Raw genomic sequence first — 17,908 nt, forward strand, 5'->3', positions numbered from 1 at the left:
TACCCGATAGAGCTGGCGGGGGATAAACCTTTACCGGTATGCGCCGGATGCGTTGAGTTGGGTGGGTCCATGGGGGTTATCTAATAGTGGTATATTAGATAAAGCTATGGCTGGTAAAGTCGGAGACCGACTATCTGCCCACCATGTCATACCCGTTGAGGTGTGGAAAGAGAACAAATCATTCTTCAATAATATTGGCTTTGGAAAAGACATGAACTCTGCATTTAATGGTATTCATGTTCCAGGTAGCGCATCAGCGATGAAACAAGATGCAGGGAAAGGTATGGATGTTTTCCACAGCAGCAATCATCATAATTATAGTGACACTGTCCGTCAGCGCATTGCTCGTGTTGAACAACAATATAATTCCGGAAGATTGGATGCCAAAGGGGCGGGAATAGCTATAAGGCGGATCCAGATTGACATGAAAAATAAAGTTTGGATGGGACATATTCCCACAACAAAATGCAGGAGAATGAATTAATGTGCTATTATGTGATAATGAATGACTTTAAATCAACACTTATGCCAAGAAACTTACAAGGCATTGTTGATGAGAAATTAAAAATCGATGTAAATTGGGAAGTAGAAGGTTCTGATTTTTCGTTTCCTTATAGAATCAAAGATGATGCATGCCCAGAACATATTTTTTTGTTATGCAATAAAGATGTTGGGGCTTTAAAATTTGATTATTATAAAAAAGACTTTGGGCATTTGATTGACAAGTCTCTGTTTTCAATTTTTGAAAACTATAATCACAATATTTTTTTTGATAGAGATATAACACCAGTATCGATTGGAAATGGCCAGATTCTTCGTGATGATTTCAAATATGTATATTTTCCGGGCGATAATGTTATAGATGAAGAAAAATCTATTCTTGAAGAAGATAAGTTCGGGGATATTATACCTTTTAAAATTGAATTTAAGAATGATGCACTGGCATATGATATCCTCTCGTTCAGCGACACACTACTAGGCGGCTTTATTATTATTAAGCAAGAGGTTAAAGAAGCAATTGAAAAAAAAAGGTTCCGGGGATTGAAATTTGTGCGACTGGAAAATGCTTTAGACGCGTTCTGTGAGGATTATTTCTACGAGATAGATTCCAATCGTAAGAGAAAGCGTAATAAATTACCTTAATTGCCGGGATGTCTTCACCAGTAACGCTCAGCCCACTTCGCCCTGACGCTGGTCACGCCGCTGGGATTACGACTACCGCAACAACCCGGTGCGCGAAGAGCGTGATAATGATCCGTTCAACTGGTGTAACTGGAAATATGACAGCGCCGGGCGTCTGCTGGAACAGGACGGCACGTCCCCCGGAAAAGAGCAATGGCGCTGGGATGCGGCGGGTAACCCGCTGGATAACAGCCTGCAGCAGTCTGTTCGTCATAACCGTCTCACCTGTTTAAATGGCATTCAGTGGAGCTATGACATTCATGGGCGGACCACCGAAAAAGACAACGGTCAGACGCGCTGGCATTATCGTTACGACGGCGAGCACCGGTTAACCGATGTGGTGGCCGTCCCTAGGGATCGCAACAAACCACAAACGCAGGTCAGTTTCCGCTATGACCCGCTCGGCCGGCGTATCAGCAAAACACGCCAGCAGACGCTGGGGGGCAGGCCGGTAGGAAAGCAGGTGACGACACGTTTCCTGTGGGAAGGTTTTCGCCTGTTGCAGGAAATTCACGACGATGTGCCCCTGACTTATGTCTATAGCGACGCGGAAAGTTATGAACCGCTGGCGCGTATCGGTGGCACGAAGGATCCGGATATCTTCTGGTTCCACTGTCAGCCAAACGGTACGCCGGAACGGATGACGGACCGTGAAGGACATATCCGCTGGGAAGGGCAGAACAGCGCGTGGGGGAAACTGCTGCACGAGTCGATACCGCAGGAGACGGGCTATGCGCAGAACCTGCGTATGCAGGGGCAATACCTGGATCGGGAGACCGGGTTGCACCACAATTTGTTCCGTTATTACGACCCGGATAGCGGCAGGTTTACCCGGCATGACCCGATAGGGCTGGCGGGGGGGATAATCCTTTATGCGCATGCGCCGAATCCGTTGGGGTGGATCGATCCTCTTGGATTGAGAAAATGTTCATCATCACGTACACCTGAAAAGGTAAAATCAAAAGCGACAGGCAGAACGAGGCCCAGGAACAAAAATGAAGAATTTGCTTTAGATCATGTAATAAAACATCCTGAAAACGGTACGGTGATTATTAAAGCGGATCAAATTGGAGAAACTTACTTTAAAGGTAAAGGATGGTCTAAAGTGGAGCAAAAAATGAATGGCGTAATTGTTCATTATATGGCGAAATTTGATAAGCATGGAAGAATGACTCATGTGACTGATTATAAGATTAAGGATTAAACATGAAATTCATCTATAAAGATAGTAATCAAAAAACTTATCACTGGAAGCAGTGCGAGAAATTGAATGCTCCTTTTATAGAGATTAGTCAAGTTGATCGGGAGTATACGAATATATTTTATGATGTCACAACCTCCCAAGTTAATTTGGAAAAACTATCCGAGGATATTAGCGGTATATATATAAGTTATGCCAAATTCTTTATGTGCGAACATCAAATTATTGATGATTTATATGAACAATATTATTTTTTTAATTTGATAGTAAAGAGTGAGCATGCTGAATTTATTGCTGAGGCATTATATGATTATCTATTTGTAAAATTAAATCCTTAAGGAATATAGACAATTAGAAAACACTAACTCTAAATAACTGCGCGGAATAGGGCTACACTTTTTGCAAGCCCTTGCAGGACAAGGCATTAGAGCTTTTCTCTCCGCTAAGAGGAGCTACGCCGGGCTTGCTATGTTTTGCTCTTGCGTAGCTGCCACATGTTAATAAATGGCAAGTGTAACGGTATTAGACGCAGCTATTTAGTATTTTCATGGGGGGTATCTTGACTGTGAAATGGAGTAACATTATAACCTGTTCAGGTCCTACGACCCGAACAGCGGACGGTTTACGCAGCATGATCCAATAGGGTTGGCGGGGGGATAAACCTTTATCAGTTGCGCCTAACCTTCTTCGTTGGATAGATCCGCTGGGGTTAATGAATTGTGGTATCAAATATGGTGAACTGGATAGCTTAGTCGGCCAACAGGTGTGAAGGCTCGATTAAATGTAAGCCATATAAATACTGAAACGCACGCAAATACCAATATTCAACCTCCCGGATTTATTACCGGAGCTGGTTGTAATCGGGCAAGAGGGCACTTGCTTGGTCGTCAATTAGGTGGCTCTGGTGATGATGTTCGCAATCTAATTACTATTCAACAACGACCGGCCAATACACCAGTGATGAGTGGAATAGAAGGTCGAATAAGGAAGGCTTTGGAACAAGGGGAAGTTGTTGATCTAAACATAACTCCTATTTATCATGGCCCTTCCAGAATACCGGCTGGTATTACAATAAAAGCAGAAGGATCAGGAGGATTCTTCGAACACGTTACAGTACTTAATCCACCGGGAATGTAAATATGCCAATAAATAATCTAATTTCGATACTAACACCACCAGTTTCCCCTTCAGAATCGGGCAAGGTGATGAAATGGCCTTTGATTGAGGATAATTTATCTTTTCCGTCTGATTATGTTGATTTTATAAATACATATGGCTCGGGTCGTATTGCAGAATTTATTGTTATATTTAACCCATTTAGCGAAAATGAAGATGTGAATTTTTTCGAACAATATAAATTTATTTTAGAGGATCTTAATTATCTGAACGAGTCAGATAGCGATTATTATAAATATCAATTATATCCAAAAGATAATGGATTGATTCCAGTGGGAGTTACTGATAATGGTGATTATATTTTTTGGGTTGTAAATTCTAAAGGGAATAGTGATTTATGGGGGACCGCTATTATTTCATCAAGATCACCTGAAGTTGAGTATTCTGACAATGGGCTGACTACTTTTTTAGAAAGTTTATTAGCAAATAGGGTTAAATATAAATCATTTCCCGATAGCTTCCCTCCTGATGTTGTCAAGTTCGAAACTATTTAAAACGAAAGCCGGGAAAGAAATAAATTCTTCCCGGTTTTTTTATTATCTAACACCCGTTTTGTACACTAAACAAGCACATCCTTAATTCCCTTAACCACCTGTTTATCCTGATAAAGCTGCTCGCGCAGTTCTTGTATTTTGAGAGCCGTGCACTATCATTGGATACATTGAATAAATTATATAAAGTCTATGAAGTTCTCGCTCCTATCCATGCTGATGCGAGGTCAGCAATACCTTGGGTTAACCAACCAGGTAAGGGAACACAGTTAGAGCTTTCTAAATCGATTAATCAGCTTCTTGCCGAAGGTAAGTTAAAAGAGAAATAAGGTTGAAATGATGAGAGAGTTTTATAATTTTAAACCAAAAAAAATTTTATATGATGGGACGGAGGAGAGATTTTATAAATTTAACATGGGAATAATCATTCCCAAAATTGGCAAGTATATAATATTTAATAATATAATGGCGAGGCCTATATGGGAATATGATTCAGTCTTCCAAAAACAAATTTCCGATGAAATCAGCGGTGTTAAAACAATTTCTTATGAAAATGATAATATGCCTTCATATAAATATATGAACTTAGATATGTATGTATATAGTGATAACATTGATGGTTGTGCTGTAAATATTATTGTCGCTGCAGGTGAAAGCCAACCATCCAGGTTTAAAATAATCTTATTAGGCTATGCGATCGAAAAATAATTCTTTAAAGAAAAGTGTACATTTTCTGTATCTATAAAAATGATTGGGTAACTGTTAGAGGATCCGATATTTTCTGATTCCACTATCGGCCGAACGGTACGCCAGAACGGATGACGGAACGTGGAGGGCATATCCGCTGGGAAGGGCAGAACAGTGCGTGGGGTAAACTGCTGCACGAGTCGATACCGCAGGAGACGGGCTATGCGCAGAACCTGTGTATGCAAGGGCAATACCTGGATCGGGAGACCGGGTTGCACTACAATTTGTTCCGTTATTACGACCCGGATAGCGCCAGGCTTACCCGGCATGACCCGATAGGGCTGGCGGGGGGATAAATCTTTATCAGTATGGCGTAAATGGGCTCTCTAGAAGAGACCCCCTCGGATTAAAACAAGAAGAAGTTATACGTTATATGAGTAAAGACGAAGCTATTGCATCAGCCTCGGAACGCGGTGGTAAAGGTGGATTAGTTCCTAATAATCGTGGTGATAAAGCCATATGGGTTAACCATGATAGTCGACCTGGATTTAACCCCGGAAATGTAAAATATCGAGCAGTTATAACGGTTAATGACTCTGGAGTAGAACTTCTTAATCAGCATAGTGATATATCTAAAGTTGATTATAAAGAAACAGGATTAAAAGACGGCGTTCTCTCGAAGAGAAATGAACCTGGAGCAAAGGGTATTGGTAAAAATATTCTTGCCAAATTTAATGATAAAATTACTTCATTCCAGATTGAAAGCAAAGATGCTAAAGGAAATTGGAAGAAATGCGGTAAGAGGATTATTTAATGAATTTTGAAATGTATTTGCATAAGATTGAACATTTTATCAATGCGAGAGCCGAGATGAAAAGCTTTGGCGAGTATGTTTATGTACAGGACGAGCCAAATTTGTTTCCTGTTTTTTTAAAAAAAGAAAATGGAAAACTCGCAGAATTGAGCCATTGGCAAACTTGTTTTCCCAAAGGAATGCCCCTGCGTGCGTTGAAGGGATTAGGTTTAAGTGAAGATGAAAGCTACGCGTTCGAAGTTTTCCTCTCGCGACTAGGTTATCTGTTTCAAATTGATAACCGACAGCGTATAGATAAAGATATTTTTATCTTTTTTTATATATACCAACTCGTTTCTTTAAAAAATAACAATGAAGATTACGCAATAAAAGCAAAAAATTTCTTTTTGAGATTTTTATGTTTTGAAATGGGGATGGATTATGATGCTTATGACAAACTATGCGTTACCAGTGACGGGTTCTGTATAAATACTACTCGCAATGATAATGTACCAGTATTGCCTTTGATAGAGCACTTTTATGAATTGGTTGCAAAAGAGAAAAACTACGGCGATATTAAATTAATAAAGAATTATCAAATATCGGTATTGAATTTCTTGTTCATTGAGGATGGTCGGGATAATTATCTACATTTCAATGATACAAATTGCTATCTTAGCGACCCTAATGGCTTTGTATATACTTATAAAAAATCTCAGAAAACCATATATAAAGCCCTGGGGCAGTGCTTTGATAAATATCAGTCTACAGGGAATTTATTAATATCAAATTTTATACTGATGAACTACTCATATTACATCATTAGGGATAATCCTGCCGATCTTAAGTTTTTAAGACAAAACGTTCCTTCGGAAGTGTTCCAAAAAATTATTTCGGCCATAATATATAGAGGTTTTTTTGTTGATGAGGATGAAATATTTAAATTAATTGGTGAGGAATATAGGGTTATTCCTAAAAGAGATGAAGGAATGTTTTTTAATTTAATCTATTCGATTTAACATACTCGCTTTAATATATTAATATTCGACAGCAATAAGGGGTGACATCATTTCAACGTTGAAGCAGGTGAAGAGGCCTTGCTGTTCAAAGGGGAAGGCATGATTAATAAAGAACTTTACGGTATTCAATATTGAAAAAAACTCATGCAGAGCATGAATGGATGCCTGTATTAATCGTGCGGATCTTTCGCTTAACCAAAGTGCCATGTGACCTTTCGTTGATGCCCGGCGTCGGAGGTTATGCCAATAAACGCTTGGTGAACCGGAGCGGCATTCGCTGGCGTTACGACATTCACAACCGCACCGTGTAGAAGAATAATGGTCTGACGCGCTGGCACTATCGTTACGACGGCGAGCACTGGTTAACCGATGTGGTAGCAGGCCTGTAGGAAAGCAGGTGACGACACGTTTCCTGTGGGAAGGTTTTCGCCTGTTGCAGGAAATTCACGACGATGTGCCCCTGACTTATGTTTATAGCGACGCGGAAAGTTATGAACCGCTGGCGCGTATCGATGGCACGAAGGATCCGGATATCTTCTGGTTCCACTGTCAGCCAAACGGTACGCCGGAACGGATGACGGACCGTGAAGGACATATCCGCTGGGAAGGGCAGAACAGCGCGTGGGGGAAACTGCTGCACGAGTCGATACCGCAGGAGACGGGCTATGCGCAGAACCTGCGTATGCAGGGGCAATACCTGGATCGTGAGACCGGGTTGCACTACAATTTGTTCCGTTATTACGACCCGGATAGCGCCAGGTTTACCCAGCAGGACCCGATAGGGCTGGCGGGGGGATTAAACCTCTACCAATATGCTCCGAATCCGTTAGGTTGGATCGATCCGTTAGGTCTCACGTGTATACCAAATAAAGTAAGTGGGGATGCCCGAGAAGCGAAGCTGTTAAAACGATTGCAAAATATGTTTGGCAAAGAAAATGTTATTAGTCAGCGACATTTACGTAATGCTGACGGGAAAATGGTTGGCCTTGTTGATGATATAGTTCAGGAAGGTAGAAAAGGTTCTCGTATTCTTGATTTTGTAGTTAAAACGAAAGATGGCTGGAAAGGGATAGAAGTAACAAGTAAAACAGCTCCCAAAATAGTTCAATCTGCAAAAGAAGAAATTATTCGGGCCTCTGGTGGTAATTTTGTTCGCCATCCTGTGACTAAAGAGTTAATTGAACTTTCTGATGATATATCTCGAATAATACGCCTTGATTAGTGGAGATGAATATGAGTGTATTAAGGTTTAACTATTCAACCTTGTTGAAAAGAAATAAGAGCTTATCTTATCGTGAACAAATAACTAAGATAACTAAAGTATTGATGACTTTTCTTAAGGAAAATAACTTGATTTATTTAGAACCATTTAAGGATGACGGGGAAGTAAAGGACGACCTAGTGTTATACAGTTCTGATCTAACTGATTTGGGTAATCTTTTATTTAAAGAATACTATCCTAAATGGTCTGCATATATAGATCGTGGTGGGGATGTAAGTAATACAAAAATATTAAATGATGGTTTGAATATACTGAAAAGCAAATAAAATATAAAGCCGGGTAAGAAATCAAATCTTCCCGGCTTTTTTATTACTTAAATGTCGTTCAATTCACTAAACAAGCGCTTCTTTAATTTCCTTAACCACCTGTTTAGCCTGATAAAGCTGCTCACGCAGTTCCTGCACTTCGTTATTGTCAGCGATGATGGTCAGGCACCCCTCCAAAATCTTCACCGTCACGCCGCGTCCGATCTCAAATCCCGCCTCTTTTAACCAGTCGCCTTTGAGGGTCCGGCTGGGGTGGGATGAATAGTAGGTTTTAGTAATATTCCGGCGGTTTTCGTGGCGGACTCTGACATAGCTGACTTTGTAGCGGCGCTGTGTTTTGGAAATGGTGACTTCTGGCTTAAAATAGCCTAGTGCAGATAAGGGACTATCAGGGTGTGGTGGTAGCGTGTCTGTATGATGCAGGTGTTTTTAGCATGTTACGGTGAAAACTGGCGGTACGATTGGCGCAAGGGATAGAATTGTTCCGATGACCCGATAGGGCTAAATGGAGGTATCAACCTTTATGGTTACGCGCCTAACCCATTAAGCTGGATCGATCCACTTGGACTGTTTTGCGGTGTAGCCAAAAATGCTAAATGGAATAAGTCTAGGCAGGGAGTTGAAGGACCTGGATTGAGAGATCATTATGCTAAGCATGGTGATCAAGTTGGAGCTGGTTCAGTTAGAGAATATGATTTCAGTGCCAGAACTACTATCCAAGATTGTAGGAAATTTACTTATAGAGATAGATATACTAATAAACCGAGAGTCGGTTATTACGACCCCAATACTGGTTTATTTACAGCAACAAGTCAAACAGGTAAAACACCTACTATACTTACTCACTTTCCTGAAAGCTGGGATAATCTGAGAAAATCACCTGGTTTTTCAGTGCCGAATTAGCGAGGTTGATCCATGCCAGATAAAATGAGCAATATTGTTCAGTTAATAAACAAAGGGTATCGGCTACCCCATGATATTGAAGTCGTGGCTGGGGAGATATACTCAGCATTACAGCACAAAGAATTAACGAGTGACGATGTGATTAATGAATTTATTAATAGCGTTGTGACGTCTAAATACAAGGATATTGTTGAAATTACATATAATTATATGAATAGGTTGATTTATTCTGGTGATAATTTACTGCATGAGGAATTTTTGAAAGTGTTACATTTATTTGACTCAATAAATACATTGTCTTTTTTAGGCCTGAATGTATCTGCTGAAATTACAGAGAAATCTGATGCCGATATGATTTTCTTTCTAAAAAAATATGATAAATGGGCCAGAAGAATTATTTCTAAATATATTTTAGGTAAGCAATGGTGGCAAAGGATTGTTTATTAAAAATAATGCAAATAAGTATAGGTAAGCAATTGGTTTATTAATGCTCCATAATCACATGCTGCGCATGATAAAGCTGTTTGTGCGACTCTTGTATTACCATTATTGTCTACTCATATATCCGTCGAAGATCCACTGCGTGGCGATAAGGTCTTCTTCCGGTCAGCATTTCTTAAGATACTACGTTGTTAGGGCGGCATGAATAGTACATGGTTATACGGTTTGCGTAACAGATTCTGATATAGCCAACTTTATAATTCTATTATGTTTTTGAATTTATTTTTACTTGCTAACACACTGATTAAAAATAAAATAATCTAAGTTATCTGAATATGTCGATTGCGGATGTACTATGACGTAGTAGTCCCAGAATGGTACGAACGAAACTGGTAGTATCAATTGACGGGAGGGTAGATTCGTCGCCTTGATCCGACCGGGCCGACGGGGGATAAACCTTTACCGGTATGCGCCGGATGCGCCTAATCCGCTTAGTTGGATCGAACCGCTGGGGTTAAGTTGTTCTTTTGACAGTAAATCAAATCGTTAGCGAAATTATGAGACTGGACGTTTTACTAAACGACCAAACGATCCTTCTGAATTAGTAAATAATGGTAGAATTAATAAAACCGATATTGATGCCTGGGCAAGTCAAGGCGGTATTCCTAATACATGGGGACATGATCCAGTAAAATTCCCTGGAGGTGGATTCAAATATGATGCAGGTAGTTATACCGTACATGGTCGTGGCGCTAATCCATTAGCGGCAGCCAAATTCCCTAACTCCAATGCTGCAAATGGCCCAACAGTAAGTATGAAAAATACTTCGACTGGAGAGGTCTTTAGAACTGATGGTACATTGGGAACGTTCAAATTAGATCCAATGGTGCCCATATCCCTCTTGATGGTTCATCTTATTAAGATATTAATATGAAATTACGAGAAATAAAGGATAAAGTCTCATCTCTTCCTACGGTAATGGATATATCGGATGAGCTATTGATAATTAGTTTTTTAATGACCGTTGAATCAGATGACTTAATCGAAAACAAAGATGTTTTTAAATGCATAATAAGGTCATTAGAGTTGTCATATACTGATTATGGTTTTATGGAGTTGACAGAGGAAAATGAGAGTATATTTATTGGGTTTTATTATTGGTTGAAAAAAATAGATAATGAATTTTGTTTGGGATTAAATGAAAATACTATGGATAGTTTTAGTTTGACTATTGAAGATATTAAAAAACTGATGCCATAAGTAACCAAAGCCGGGAGGATTATAAAACCTACTCGGTTCTTTAATTACCTGGCTTTGGTTTAATTCACTAAACAATGACGTTCTTAATTCCCTTAAGCACCTCTTTAGCCAGATAAAGCTGCTCGCACAGTTCTTGTATTTTGAGAGACGTACATTACCATTGGATACGCTGAATAAACCATATAAAGTCAATGAAGTTCTCGTCCCTATCCATGCTGATACTGGGCCAGCAATACCCTGGTTTAACCAACCAGGCTGGAGGTACAGGCAAACATTATGATCCTATAAATGGACAGGGTTGTATATGCAACAGGATGGAAAGAATATTATCTATGTAGGACGTGGCGATGCACCAAAGCGGAAGCTAAATACTTAGAACAAAGGATTATGGTTCTTAATGGTAGAGCTAAATCAACGAATTCCTTAACAAATCTCCTCAATAAAATTAGATCATATCCCTAATAACCCAAACGCTAGTACATATGATATTGCGGGTCATAGCAGTGATTGGGGTGGGAAAGTATTGGAAGATGCATTATCAATTCTAAAAGGTAATGGTTTATGAAAGTAAAATATAAAGAGGGTGACATATTCGTCATTCTTATGAGTAATGGCAAATATGCGCTTTGTCAGATTGTCTTTGCTCCAAAGCAAAAGTTCAAACAAGCGATAGGGTTCTGCATTTTATCAATACAGAATACCGAAGAACTTAAGGATAGCGGTTCACTAACACCATTATCTTTTGAAAAATTTGGCAAAGAGATGAAGGTTATTTTTACTGGTAATCAAAATATTAGTAAAGGTGTTTGGAAAATTATTGGTCACGCTGATCTCACAGAAGAAAAAAAACAATTAAAAATATTTAATTATGCTGGTGGTTTATATGATGGTGAGGAGGAAATCAGGCGGTTGTCTGTTGCTGAATACCCTAATTACACAACGATGGGGGTTTCCGGATTTGAGCTTGTCGACAATGTTCTGACCAATATGTGATCATCAGGGGAAGGTTACTTCCCCTGTTAGCTATCGTAGACATTAACTTTGATAAATATAAGTATTATATATAGAGTGATAAAGATATGTACCATATAAAGGAAAAATAATCCTACATTAAATAAACGCCTGGAAATATCTCAAGCACTTTGCTGCCTTTATTTTATATATCACATATTACGCCCGATTTTCCGCCTTTCATTTCTTTCACCCCCTCTTTAACCTGGTAAAGCTGCTCACGCAGCTCCTGCACCTCGTTACCCTCTGCCATCAGCACAATACGTCCCTGTGAGATCTTCACGGTTACGCTGCGCCCGGTCTCAAATCCCGCCTCTTTCAACCCGTCGCCTTTGAGATAAAAGCTGGAATGTTGTGAGTAGTACGTGGTAATGCGGGTTTTGCTGTTTATGTGGCGGGTTCTGCTTTAGAGTGGCCCGGTGCAGATAAAGGGACTATCAGGGAGCGGCGGGAGCTTATCCGTATGATATGGGCGCTTTTCGTATGTTATGGTGAGTCTGTTACTGAGGAGGTGCTTTGATCGATTTTTTGTTGAATAGCATTGCTACTGTATTAATTACTGTATTTGATACCGAAATAATACCGCTAACCAGGCACATATAAATTAGTATATTTGCAATGTTGTGACTGTTACTGCATTGCAATCCATTATTAAGCTGATTATAAACAGTGTAACTCAACAGCAAAACCAGAATGATTTTTGCCAGATAAGTAAGCGAGTCAGTTAAATTAAAATTCATTTTGCTCATCACCTAAACGGCACACCTGAGCGTGAGCTGGAATGAGAATCGAAATCACAGGTCGCACCAATGTTTGATACAGCCGCATTGCCACCACCACTCACCTGAGCTATTTCAAAAAAAGTTAATCCTCTGATGCTTAACATAAAATCCCTCTTGTTTGGCTTCAGCATCTTGTGTCCGCTGACTATTACACACACAAAAATTGTGTGAAAACGGTTTTGTGTAAATGTTTGTAAGTTTATAACTTATTAAAAAAAAGCGCTTTTTAAAAGAAATACCGGTTTAAGCCTGGATTTACATTTGTTTGAAAGATGTAGGTAAGCGGCAAATTTGTGAGGGACTCTTGAAATTAATCCGGCGTATCTAAGCGCTGTTATGATCGACCATCGCGAATAACACAGTGCAGCATTTTGTGAACCCTCGATACCCCACAAAACCATCCATCCCCGACGAATTTCCTCGCCTCGTCATACTGCGTGCTACCTGATCCTGGCTTTCACTCTATGGCGGCAACTGCTAAAATCCCTGCCCAAACAGCGACCTGACCTGGCCCAGGGTAACCCTGGCTATTCTTATGCTAAAACTGTTCGTCCGATACACCTCCGTGGGCGTGATCAATACGCTTCTCCACTGGCTGGTGTTCGCCATTCTGTTCTTTGCAGGTGCCAGCCAGACGATAGCCAATCTTGCTGCCTTTTGTGTCGCCGTGACGTTTTCATTTTTCGTCAACGCCCGCTGGACATTCAAAGCCCAGGCGACGACCGTTCGCTACGTGTTGTATGTCATTTTTATGGGGGCTATGGCGGCGGGCGTCGGTAAACTGGCCGATCGCGCGCATATTAACCCCGTGATTACACTCGTAGCGTTTTCTGCTATCAGTCTGGTTTTCGGTTTTATCTACTCCAGATTCATTGTCTTCAGGGTGAAAAAGTGAAGATTTCTTTGGTTGTTCCCGTCTTTAACGAAGAAGACGCCATTCCTGTTTTCTATCAGGCGGCGAAAGAGACGCTTTCTGAATACGATCTTGAAATTGTCTTTATTAATGATGGCAGTACAGATGCCACGGAGCAGATTATCAATGCGCTTGCGAAGGCAGATCCTGGCGTTAACGCGATTAACTTCATCCGTAACTTTGGTAAGGAGCCCGCATTGCTGGCAGGGCTCGAATATGCCACGGGGGATGCGGTTATCCCAATTGATGTGGATCTTCAGGACCCGTTAGAGGTTATTCCTGAGCTTATTAATAAATGGCAGGAAGGCTGGTCCGTGGTCCTTGCCAAGCGTAGCGACAGAAGCAGTGACAGCCATTTCAAACGTAAAACTGCCGGCTGGTTTTACCGGATCCACAACAAAATAAGTTCACCGAAGATTGAAGAGAACGTAGGGGATTTTCGTCTGTTGTCGCGTGAAACGGTCGAAAATATCAAGCTACTACAGGAACGCAATTTGTTCATGAAGGGCTTATTGAGTTGGGTTGAGGGCGAGGTAGCGGTGGTCGAGTATACCCGCTCAAAACGGGTTCGCGGAGAGTCGAAATTTAACGGCTGGAAATTATGGAACCTGGCGCTGGAAGGCTTTACCAGCTTTTCTACCTTACCGCTCAGGGTCTGGACCTATCTTGGCTTTTTGGTCGCCGCGCTCTCATTCCTTTATGGGACATGGATGATTATCGATAAGCTGATATGGGGAAATGCGGTGGCCGGTTATCCGTCGTTACTTGTATCGATCCTGTTCCTGGGTGGTGTGCAACTCATTGGTATTGGGGTTTTGGGTGAGTATATTGGTAGGATTTATATCGAGACCAAAAAAAGGCCTCGCTATATTGTAAAAGGCGCGAAAAAGGATAAGTAATGTTTAAGTTTAGCCTGAAAGAAGTCGGATTCTTTCTGTTGTTGTTAATTATTGCCCTTGGTGGTTCTTACTTTTTGACAATGCGTTATTTTTCCCTGGACCCGGACTCTGCCAATAGTCCTCTGGTCTGGCGGGCGTTTCTTACCGAGGGGTTTTCCGCTTTTAAAGACTGGGCACCCACGCCGGATAACTGGTATTTCACCACCTATCCCGTCAATTTCCTCTTTTTTGCGCTGATGGGGAGCGACGGCATTCATCCGCTGGTTCTGTCTACGTCAGCATTTGTGGGGTTAAGCGCTTTTATTCTGGCATCGGTCGTTTATACGATGTCGAAAGCCTGGCACGCACTGCTTGCGGCTATTTGCCTGATTCTGCTCCCGGCTTACGTTTACACCTTTGGTTTCGCTGCGCATCCTTTTTCGCATTACTCTACCAATTTCTTTGGGGTGCTGGTTTTTGCGCTGGCGTTCTTCAATATCCAGAAAAAATCCCAACCTGTACTCTGGCTGACGACCTTTATTGCGCTTTTTGCCTCTATTTCTGACCCGTGGTTTTTGGCCACGTATTTTCTCCCGTTACAGCTGACCTGTGGCTATTTTAGCTGGCGACGCCTTCTTCCTAAGAAGTTCAGTATCATATTGGGTGTGAGTTTTATTATCAGCATGTCCCACGCTCTGCAAAGACTGATGGGCTTGCCGATTCAGCGTTTTAAACTGATACCAATGGCGCAATGGCCGGATAATGCCGCGTGGGTCGTTCAGCTTTTAGGAAAGAGCCTGAATCTCTTTTTTGTTCACACGCCGCTGGCCTATATCGCCTCTTTTGTTATCTGGATGGCCCTGTTCCTGTGCGCCGTTATTATTTGTTTAAGGAAAGGCACTGAGGCGATTTTTGTCTCACTGTTCAGCTTCTTTACCGTCTCCGGCATTATTTCATCATTTATTATCAGCTATGATGCCCCCGCTGATATCAGCGCCCGCTTTTTTGTCAGCGCGGTCTGTTTTGCTATTGTGATGGTCGTTCTGGCCTTTTCCTTCACGAAGAAGGCCGTGATTGCGCTGGTATTCCCGCTTTATATTGCCTCTTCTCTCTATTCTTATCAGGTTACTACTAAGCCGTTGTACGACCAGGAAAACCAGACGTACGACTACATCTCCTTCCTGAAAAAGAATAATCTGACTTTCGGTTACGGGGATTACTGGAAATTATCTAACAACGTTAACTGGTTATCGTTTGGTGAAATCCATATTTCCCCGGTAATGTTTGATCAAACCGATTTCCATATTCAGTTTGATAACACGCGCCCTCAGACGCTGAGATCGTGGTTAACCGATGCTTACGTGCAAACCTCGCCGGAGCGCCAGTTTGTGGCGATCCCCGCAGTCGAAACGGAAACGGCACCCCATCCGCGCCTGGAGGCGGTGAGGGCGCAGTTGGGCAAACCTGACGAGACGCTGCTCTACGCCGATATGACGATTTTCGTTTATCACCACCGGATACCGCTACGCTAAGCACAACGGTGAGCCCTGAGGTATCAATTCACATCAGGGCTCACCGATTCATCCTCTCTAATAACCCGACAGGCAGGGAAAGCCAATCTCTGTTCTGAGCAAGGGAAACACCCCGGTAAGCGCAATTCAGACGCTGCCGACGCTCTGGCGTTTTTCCAGTCGCCGGTAAAGCGTACTGCGTGAAATTCCCAGTTTTTTTGCCGCCAGGCTCATATTGCCCTGGGCCTCACGGATGGCAATTTGCTCATCGGCAGGGGCAGACAGCATAACGGGCGCCGGGGCGGGAGTGGGATCGCCGGGCAGATCCGCCAGCCGGACCACCGAATGGTCATCCGCCAGCGCCAGTAATACCCGCAACTGGCTTAACAACTGACGCACATTGCCCGGCCAGGGGCGGGCGGCAAGGGCGTGGATAGCCTCTTCGCTAAGGGTAATATCACGCGCGCTGGCGCCCAGCTCCTGCCACAATTTCTGGATAAACTGGCGAGTGTCGGGCCATTCGCGCAGCGGCGGGATGCGCAGATGAAACTCCTGAATGCGGTACAGCAGGTCTTCACGAAATGCCCCAGCGGCCACCTGCGCGGTAAGATCCTGATGGGTGGCGCAGATCAGCGCAAAATTGACGCTGTAGGCGGTATTTGAGCCGAGCGGCGTCACTTTTTTCTCCTGCAATACCCTAAGCAACCGGGTTTGCAGACCCGGTGGCATATCGCCGATTTCATCAAGAAACAGAACGCCGCCGTGGGCTTCGCGGAATTTCCCGCTATAACCTTTCGGGTTGGCCCCGGTAAATGCGCCTGGGGCATAGCCAAACAGCTCCGATTCAATCAGATTCTCGGGCAGGGCCGCGCAGTTAATGGCGACAAAATTACCCTCCCGCCACTGGCTGCGGCTGTGTAACTCGCGGGCGCAATGCTCTTTACCGCTTCCTGTCTCGCCGGTGATACACAGGGCAATCCCGGCATTGATAATCCGCAGCGCTTTCTCTTTTTCCGGGTCAACCGTAACCGGCGTGCGGGCGACGCCACGCCCCATATAGCGGCGCGTGGGTGTGGTCTGGCGGGCGTAATAACGCTGACAATTGCTGGCTTCCAGGGTGGTTTCACCCGCATTAAGAGTAATGCCTGGAAACAGTGTCTCGATCGCTGTCGCACCAAAGTGTCCCGGTGTGAGACAGAACTCGTCTATCGCCAGCTTGTTTGCTCCCAGCAACGTGTTCTGCTCAAAAATCAGCAGCAGCTCCTGAGCGCTTCCCAGCACGCTGGCGTCACTGTGCAGGCTCAGCAACCAGCGATCGGCACTGACGGTGCTGGCGGCCCACGCATGCTCAATCTGGCAGACTGCCCGGCGAATCAGGGCGGCCGCATCGTGTTTCGGCAGTTGCGCCGGGGTGGAGATGTCCAGTACGCCGGCCACGGTGCCGTCCGGGCGGAACACCGGTGAAGCGGAACAGAACAGCCCGGCATTGCGGTTAAGGTAGTGCTCACCGCCGGAGACCTCGCAGTGGCGCTGCATAGCCAGCGCGGTGCCAATGGCGTTGGTTCCCCGTGCGTGTTCACCCCACAAATTGCCCGGCGCCAGCGCATAACGCTGCGCTTTATGCAGGAAATCGGCATTGCCGTGGGTTTCCAGTACCAGGCCGGTGGCATCCGACATCACCATAATAGACGGATGGCTGGACAATTCCGGTTGCAGCCTGGCAAGAAGCGGCGCAACTAACTGGCTTATCCAGGCATTTTCCGCCCGCGCGTCTTTCAGCATCGACCTGGCCACCCACGGCTGGGTGTCGTCGTCGCGGTGAAGCCCGTAATTGAGGCTACGCTGCCAGGAGTCTTCCAGTTGGCAGGGAAGCCCGGTGGTCTGCGGGGCGAGAGTAAAAGACGGTACGCGATGCGGCATGGCACACTCCGGAGAACTGAGATGTTACAATTGTGTAGCATAAAAGTGTCCCGCGTGTAGCGATGGACGACACAGTTCGCGAAGGGCGGTGCGATTTTTTTATCCTGTCAGACAGCAATGATAAAAATTTTAATTTCGTAACCTACTGTTTTAGAAAAAGATAAAAGATTTTCTCTGTTCGGCGCAGGTTTT

General features: G+C 43.3%; 20 protein-coding genes and 5 pseudogenes. 22 read left to right on the forward strand and 3 right to left on the reverse strand.

Going from position 1 to position 17,908, the window contains the following annotated elements; genetic code table 11:
* The first annotated feature begins 106 nt into the window (after positions 1-106).
* The 14 genes and pseudogenes from ABIB59_RS07485 to ABIB59_RS07545 all read left to right on the forward strand — a co-directional run bounded on the left by ABIB59_RS07485 (position 107) and on the right by ABIB59_RS07545 (position 8,097).
* On the forward strand, positions 107-484 hold the full coding sequence (locus ABIB59_RS07485; protein ID WP_108701505.1) for an AHH domain-containing protein: 378 nt from the start codon (positions 107-109) through the stop codon (positions 482-484).
* Positions 485-501: 17 nt separating this feature from the next.
* Positions 502-1,143, forward strand: a complete 642-nt coding sequence (locus ABIB59_RS07490) for an Imm43 family immunity protein (protein WP_354034767.1) — start codon at positions 502-504, stop codon at positions 1,141-1,143.
* Positions 1,139-2,386: pseudogene (locus tag ABIB59_RS07495) on the forward strand (RHS repeat domain-containing protein); the annotation flags it as partial. The gene ABIB59_RS07490 and the pseudogene ABIB59_RS07495, both read left to right, overlap by 5 nt.
* 2 nt (positions 2,387-2,388) lie before the next feature.
* On the forward strand, positions 2,389-2,721 hold the full coding sequence (locus ABIB59_RS07500; protein WP_354034769.1) for a hypothetical protein: 333 nt from the start codon (positions 2,389-2,391) through the stop codon (positions 2,719-2,721).
* Between the two features lie 241 nt (positions 2,722-2,962).
* Positions 2,963-3,104, forward strand: a pseudogene (locus tag ABIB59_RS26365) (RHS repeat-associated core domain-containing protein); the annotation flags it as partial.
* A 44-nt stretch (positions 3,105-3,148) separates the two neighbouring features.
* A complete protein-coding gene (locus ABIB59_RS07505; protein WP_223878713.1) occupies positions 3,149-3,520 on the forward strand; it encodes a DNA/RNA non-specific endonuclease in 372 nt (123 codons plus the stop codon).
* Between the two features lie 2 nt (positions 3,521-3,522).
* Positions 3,523-4,053, forward strand: a complete 531-nt coding sequence (locus ABIB59_RS07510) for an SMI1/KNR4 family protein (RefSeq protein ID WP_354034771.1) — start codon at positions 3,523-3,525, stop codon at positions 4,051-4,053.
* Between the two features lie 131 nt (positions 4,054-4,184).
* Positions 4,185-4,379, forward strand: coding sequence for a TNT domain-containing protein (locus ABIB59_RS07515; protein ID WP_502910488.1), 195 nt, complete (start codon positions 4,185-4,187; stop codon positions 4,377-4,379).
* A gap of 7 nt (positions 4,380-4,386) precedes the next feature.
* Entirely contained in the window at positions 4,387-4,758 is a 372-nt protein-coding gene (locus ABIB59_RS07520) for a hypothetical protein (protein ID WP_354034773.1), read from the forward strand.
* A gap of 77 nt (positions 4,759-4,835) precedes the next feature.
* Positions 4,836-5,147 (forward strand): annotated as a pseudogene (locus ABIB59_RS07525) (RHS repeat-associated core domain-containing protein); the annotation flags it as partial.
* Between the two features lie 23 nt (positions 5,148-5,170).
* Positions 5,171-5,551, forward strand: a complete 381-nt coding sequence (locus ABIB59_RS07530) for a hypothetical protein (protein WP_223878815.1) — start codon at positions 5,171-5,173, stop codon at positions 5,549-5,551.
* Entirely contained in the window at positions 5,551-6,549 is a 999-nt protein-coding gene (locus tag ABIB59_RS07535) for a hypothetical protein (RefSeq protein WP_354034775.1), read from the forward strand. Before ABIB59_RS07530 ends, ABIB59_RS07535 begins: the two co-directional genes overlap by 1 nt.
* Before the next feature lie 245 nt (positions 6,550-6,794).
* A pseudogene (locus tag ABIB59_RS07540) lies at positions 6,795-7,405 on the forward strand (RHS repeat-associated core domain-containing protein); the annotation flags it as partial.
* Positions 7,406-7,782: 377 nt separating this feature from the next.
* The gene (locus ABIB59_RS07545; RefSeq protein WP_108701518.1) at positions 7,783-8,097 is read left to right on the forward strand and encodes a hypothetical protein; all 315 of its coding nucleotides are present in this window, start codon (positions 7,783-7,785) and stop codon (positions 8,095-8,097) included.
* 66 nt (positions 8,098-8,163) lie between these two features.
* Here the strand turns inward: ABIB59_RS07545 and ABIB59_RS07550 are convergent, their stop codons facing one another.
* On the reverse strand, positions 8,164-8,442 hold the full coding sequence (locus ABIB59_RS07550) for a SymE family type I addiction module toxin (RefSeq protein ID WP_223878804.1): 279 nt from the start codon (positions 8,440-8,442) through the stop codon (positions 8,164-8,166).
* Between the two features lie 138 nt (positions 8,443-8,580).
* Between ABIB59_RS07550 and ABIB59_RS26370 the strand changes: the two are divergent.
* The 5 genes and pseudogenes from ABIB59_RS26370 to ABIB59_RS07570 form a co-directional block, all read left to right on the forward strand.
* Positions 8,581-8,667 (forward strand): annotated as a pseudogene (locus ABIB59_RS26370) (RHS repeat-associated core domain-containing protein); the annotation flags it as partial.
* 345 nt (positions 8,668-9,012) lie between these two features.
* The gene (locus ABIB59_RS07555) at positions 9,013-9,447 is read left to right on the forward strand and encodes a hypothetical protein (RefSeq protein WP_354034777.1); all 435 of its coding nucleotides are present in this window, start codon (positions 9,013-9,015) and stop codon (positions 9,445-9,447) included.
* Between the two features lie 924 nt (positions 9,448-10,371).
* The gene (locus tag ABIB59_RS07560; protein WP_354034779.1) at positions 10,372-10,701 is read left to right on the forward strand and encodes a hypothetical protein; all 330 of its coding nucleotides are present in this window, start codon (positions 10,372-10,374) and stop codon (positions 10,699-10,701) included.
* 160 nt (positions 10,702-10,861) lie between these two features.
* On the forward strand, positions 10,862-10,981 hold the full coding sequence (locus ABIB59_RS07565; protein WP_354034781.1) for a glycohydrolase toxin TNT-related protein: 120 nt from the start codon (positions 10,862-10,864) through the stop codon (positions 10,979-10,981).
* A gap of 281 nt (positions 10,982-11,262) precedes the next feature.
* The gene (locus ABIB59_RS07570; protein ID WP_354034783.1) at positions 11,263-11,694 is read left to right on the forward strand and encodes an immunity 26/phosphotriesterase HocA family protein; all 432 of its coding nucleotides are present in this window, start codon (positions 11,263-11,265) and stop codon (positions 11,692-11,694) included.
* Positions 11,695-11,857: 163 nt separating this feature from the next.
* On the opposite strand, the gene ABIB59_RS07575 is transcribed toward ABIB59_RS07570, so the two are convergent.
* Positions 11,858-12,103 (reverse strand): SymE family type I addiction module toxin, encoded by a 246-nt coding sequence (locus ABIB59_RS07575; protein WP_354034959.1) that lies wholly within the window; start codon positions 12,101-12,103, stop codon positions 11,858-11,860.
* Positions 12,104-13,029: 926 nt separating this feature from the next.
* Here ABIB59_RS07575 and ABIB59_RS07580 point away from each other — a divergent pair.
* From ABIB59_RS07580 to ABIB59_RS07590, 3 genes are read left to right on the forward strand one after another with little or no spacing between them, the layout of a single operon-like run.
* A complete protein-coding gene (locus tag ABIB59_RS07580; protein WP_103245679.1) occupies positions 13,030-13,389 on the forward strand; it encodes a GtrA family protein in 360 nt (119 codons plus the stop codon).
* Positions 13,386-14,306, forward strand: coding sequence for a glycosyltransferase family 2 protein (locus tag ABIB59_RS07585; RefSeq protein ID WP_039079423.1), 921 nt, complete (start codon positions 13,386-13,388; stop codon positions 14,304-14,306). Before ABIB59_RS07580 ends, ABIB59_RS07585 begins: the two co-directional genes overlap by 4 nt.
* On the forward strand, positions 14,306-15,817 hold the full coding sequence (locus ABIB59_RS07590; protein ID WP_354034785.1) for a hypothetical protein: 1,512 nt from the start codon (positions 14,306-14,308) through the stop codon (positions 15,815-15,817). Before ABIB59_RS07585 ends, ABIB59_RS07590 begins: the two co-directional genes overlap by 1 nt.
* 126 nt (positions 15,818-15,943) lie before the next feature.
* Here ABIB59_RS07590 and ABIB59_RS07595 read toward each other — a convergent pair whose 3' ends face one another.
* On the reverse strand, positions 15,944-17,716 hold the full coding sequence (locus tag ABIB59_RS07595; RefSeq protein ID WP_354034787.1) for a sigma-54-dependent Fis family transcriptional regulator: 1,773 nt from the start codon (positions 17,714-17,716) through the stop codon (positions 15,944-15,946).
* Positions 17,717-17,908 lie beyond the last annotated feature (192 nt).

Origin of the sequence: Citrobacter sp. UYEF32, from assembly GCF_040546205.1 — a bacterium.
GTDB lineage: Bacteria > Pseudomonadota > Gammaproteobacteria > Enterobacterales > Enterobacteriaceae > Phytobacter > Phytobacter diazotrophicus.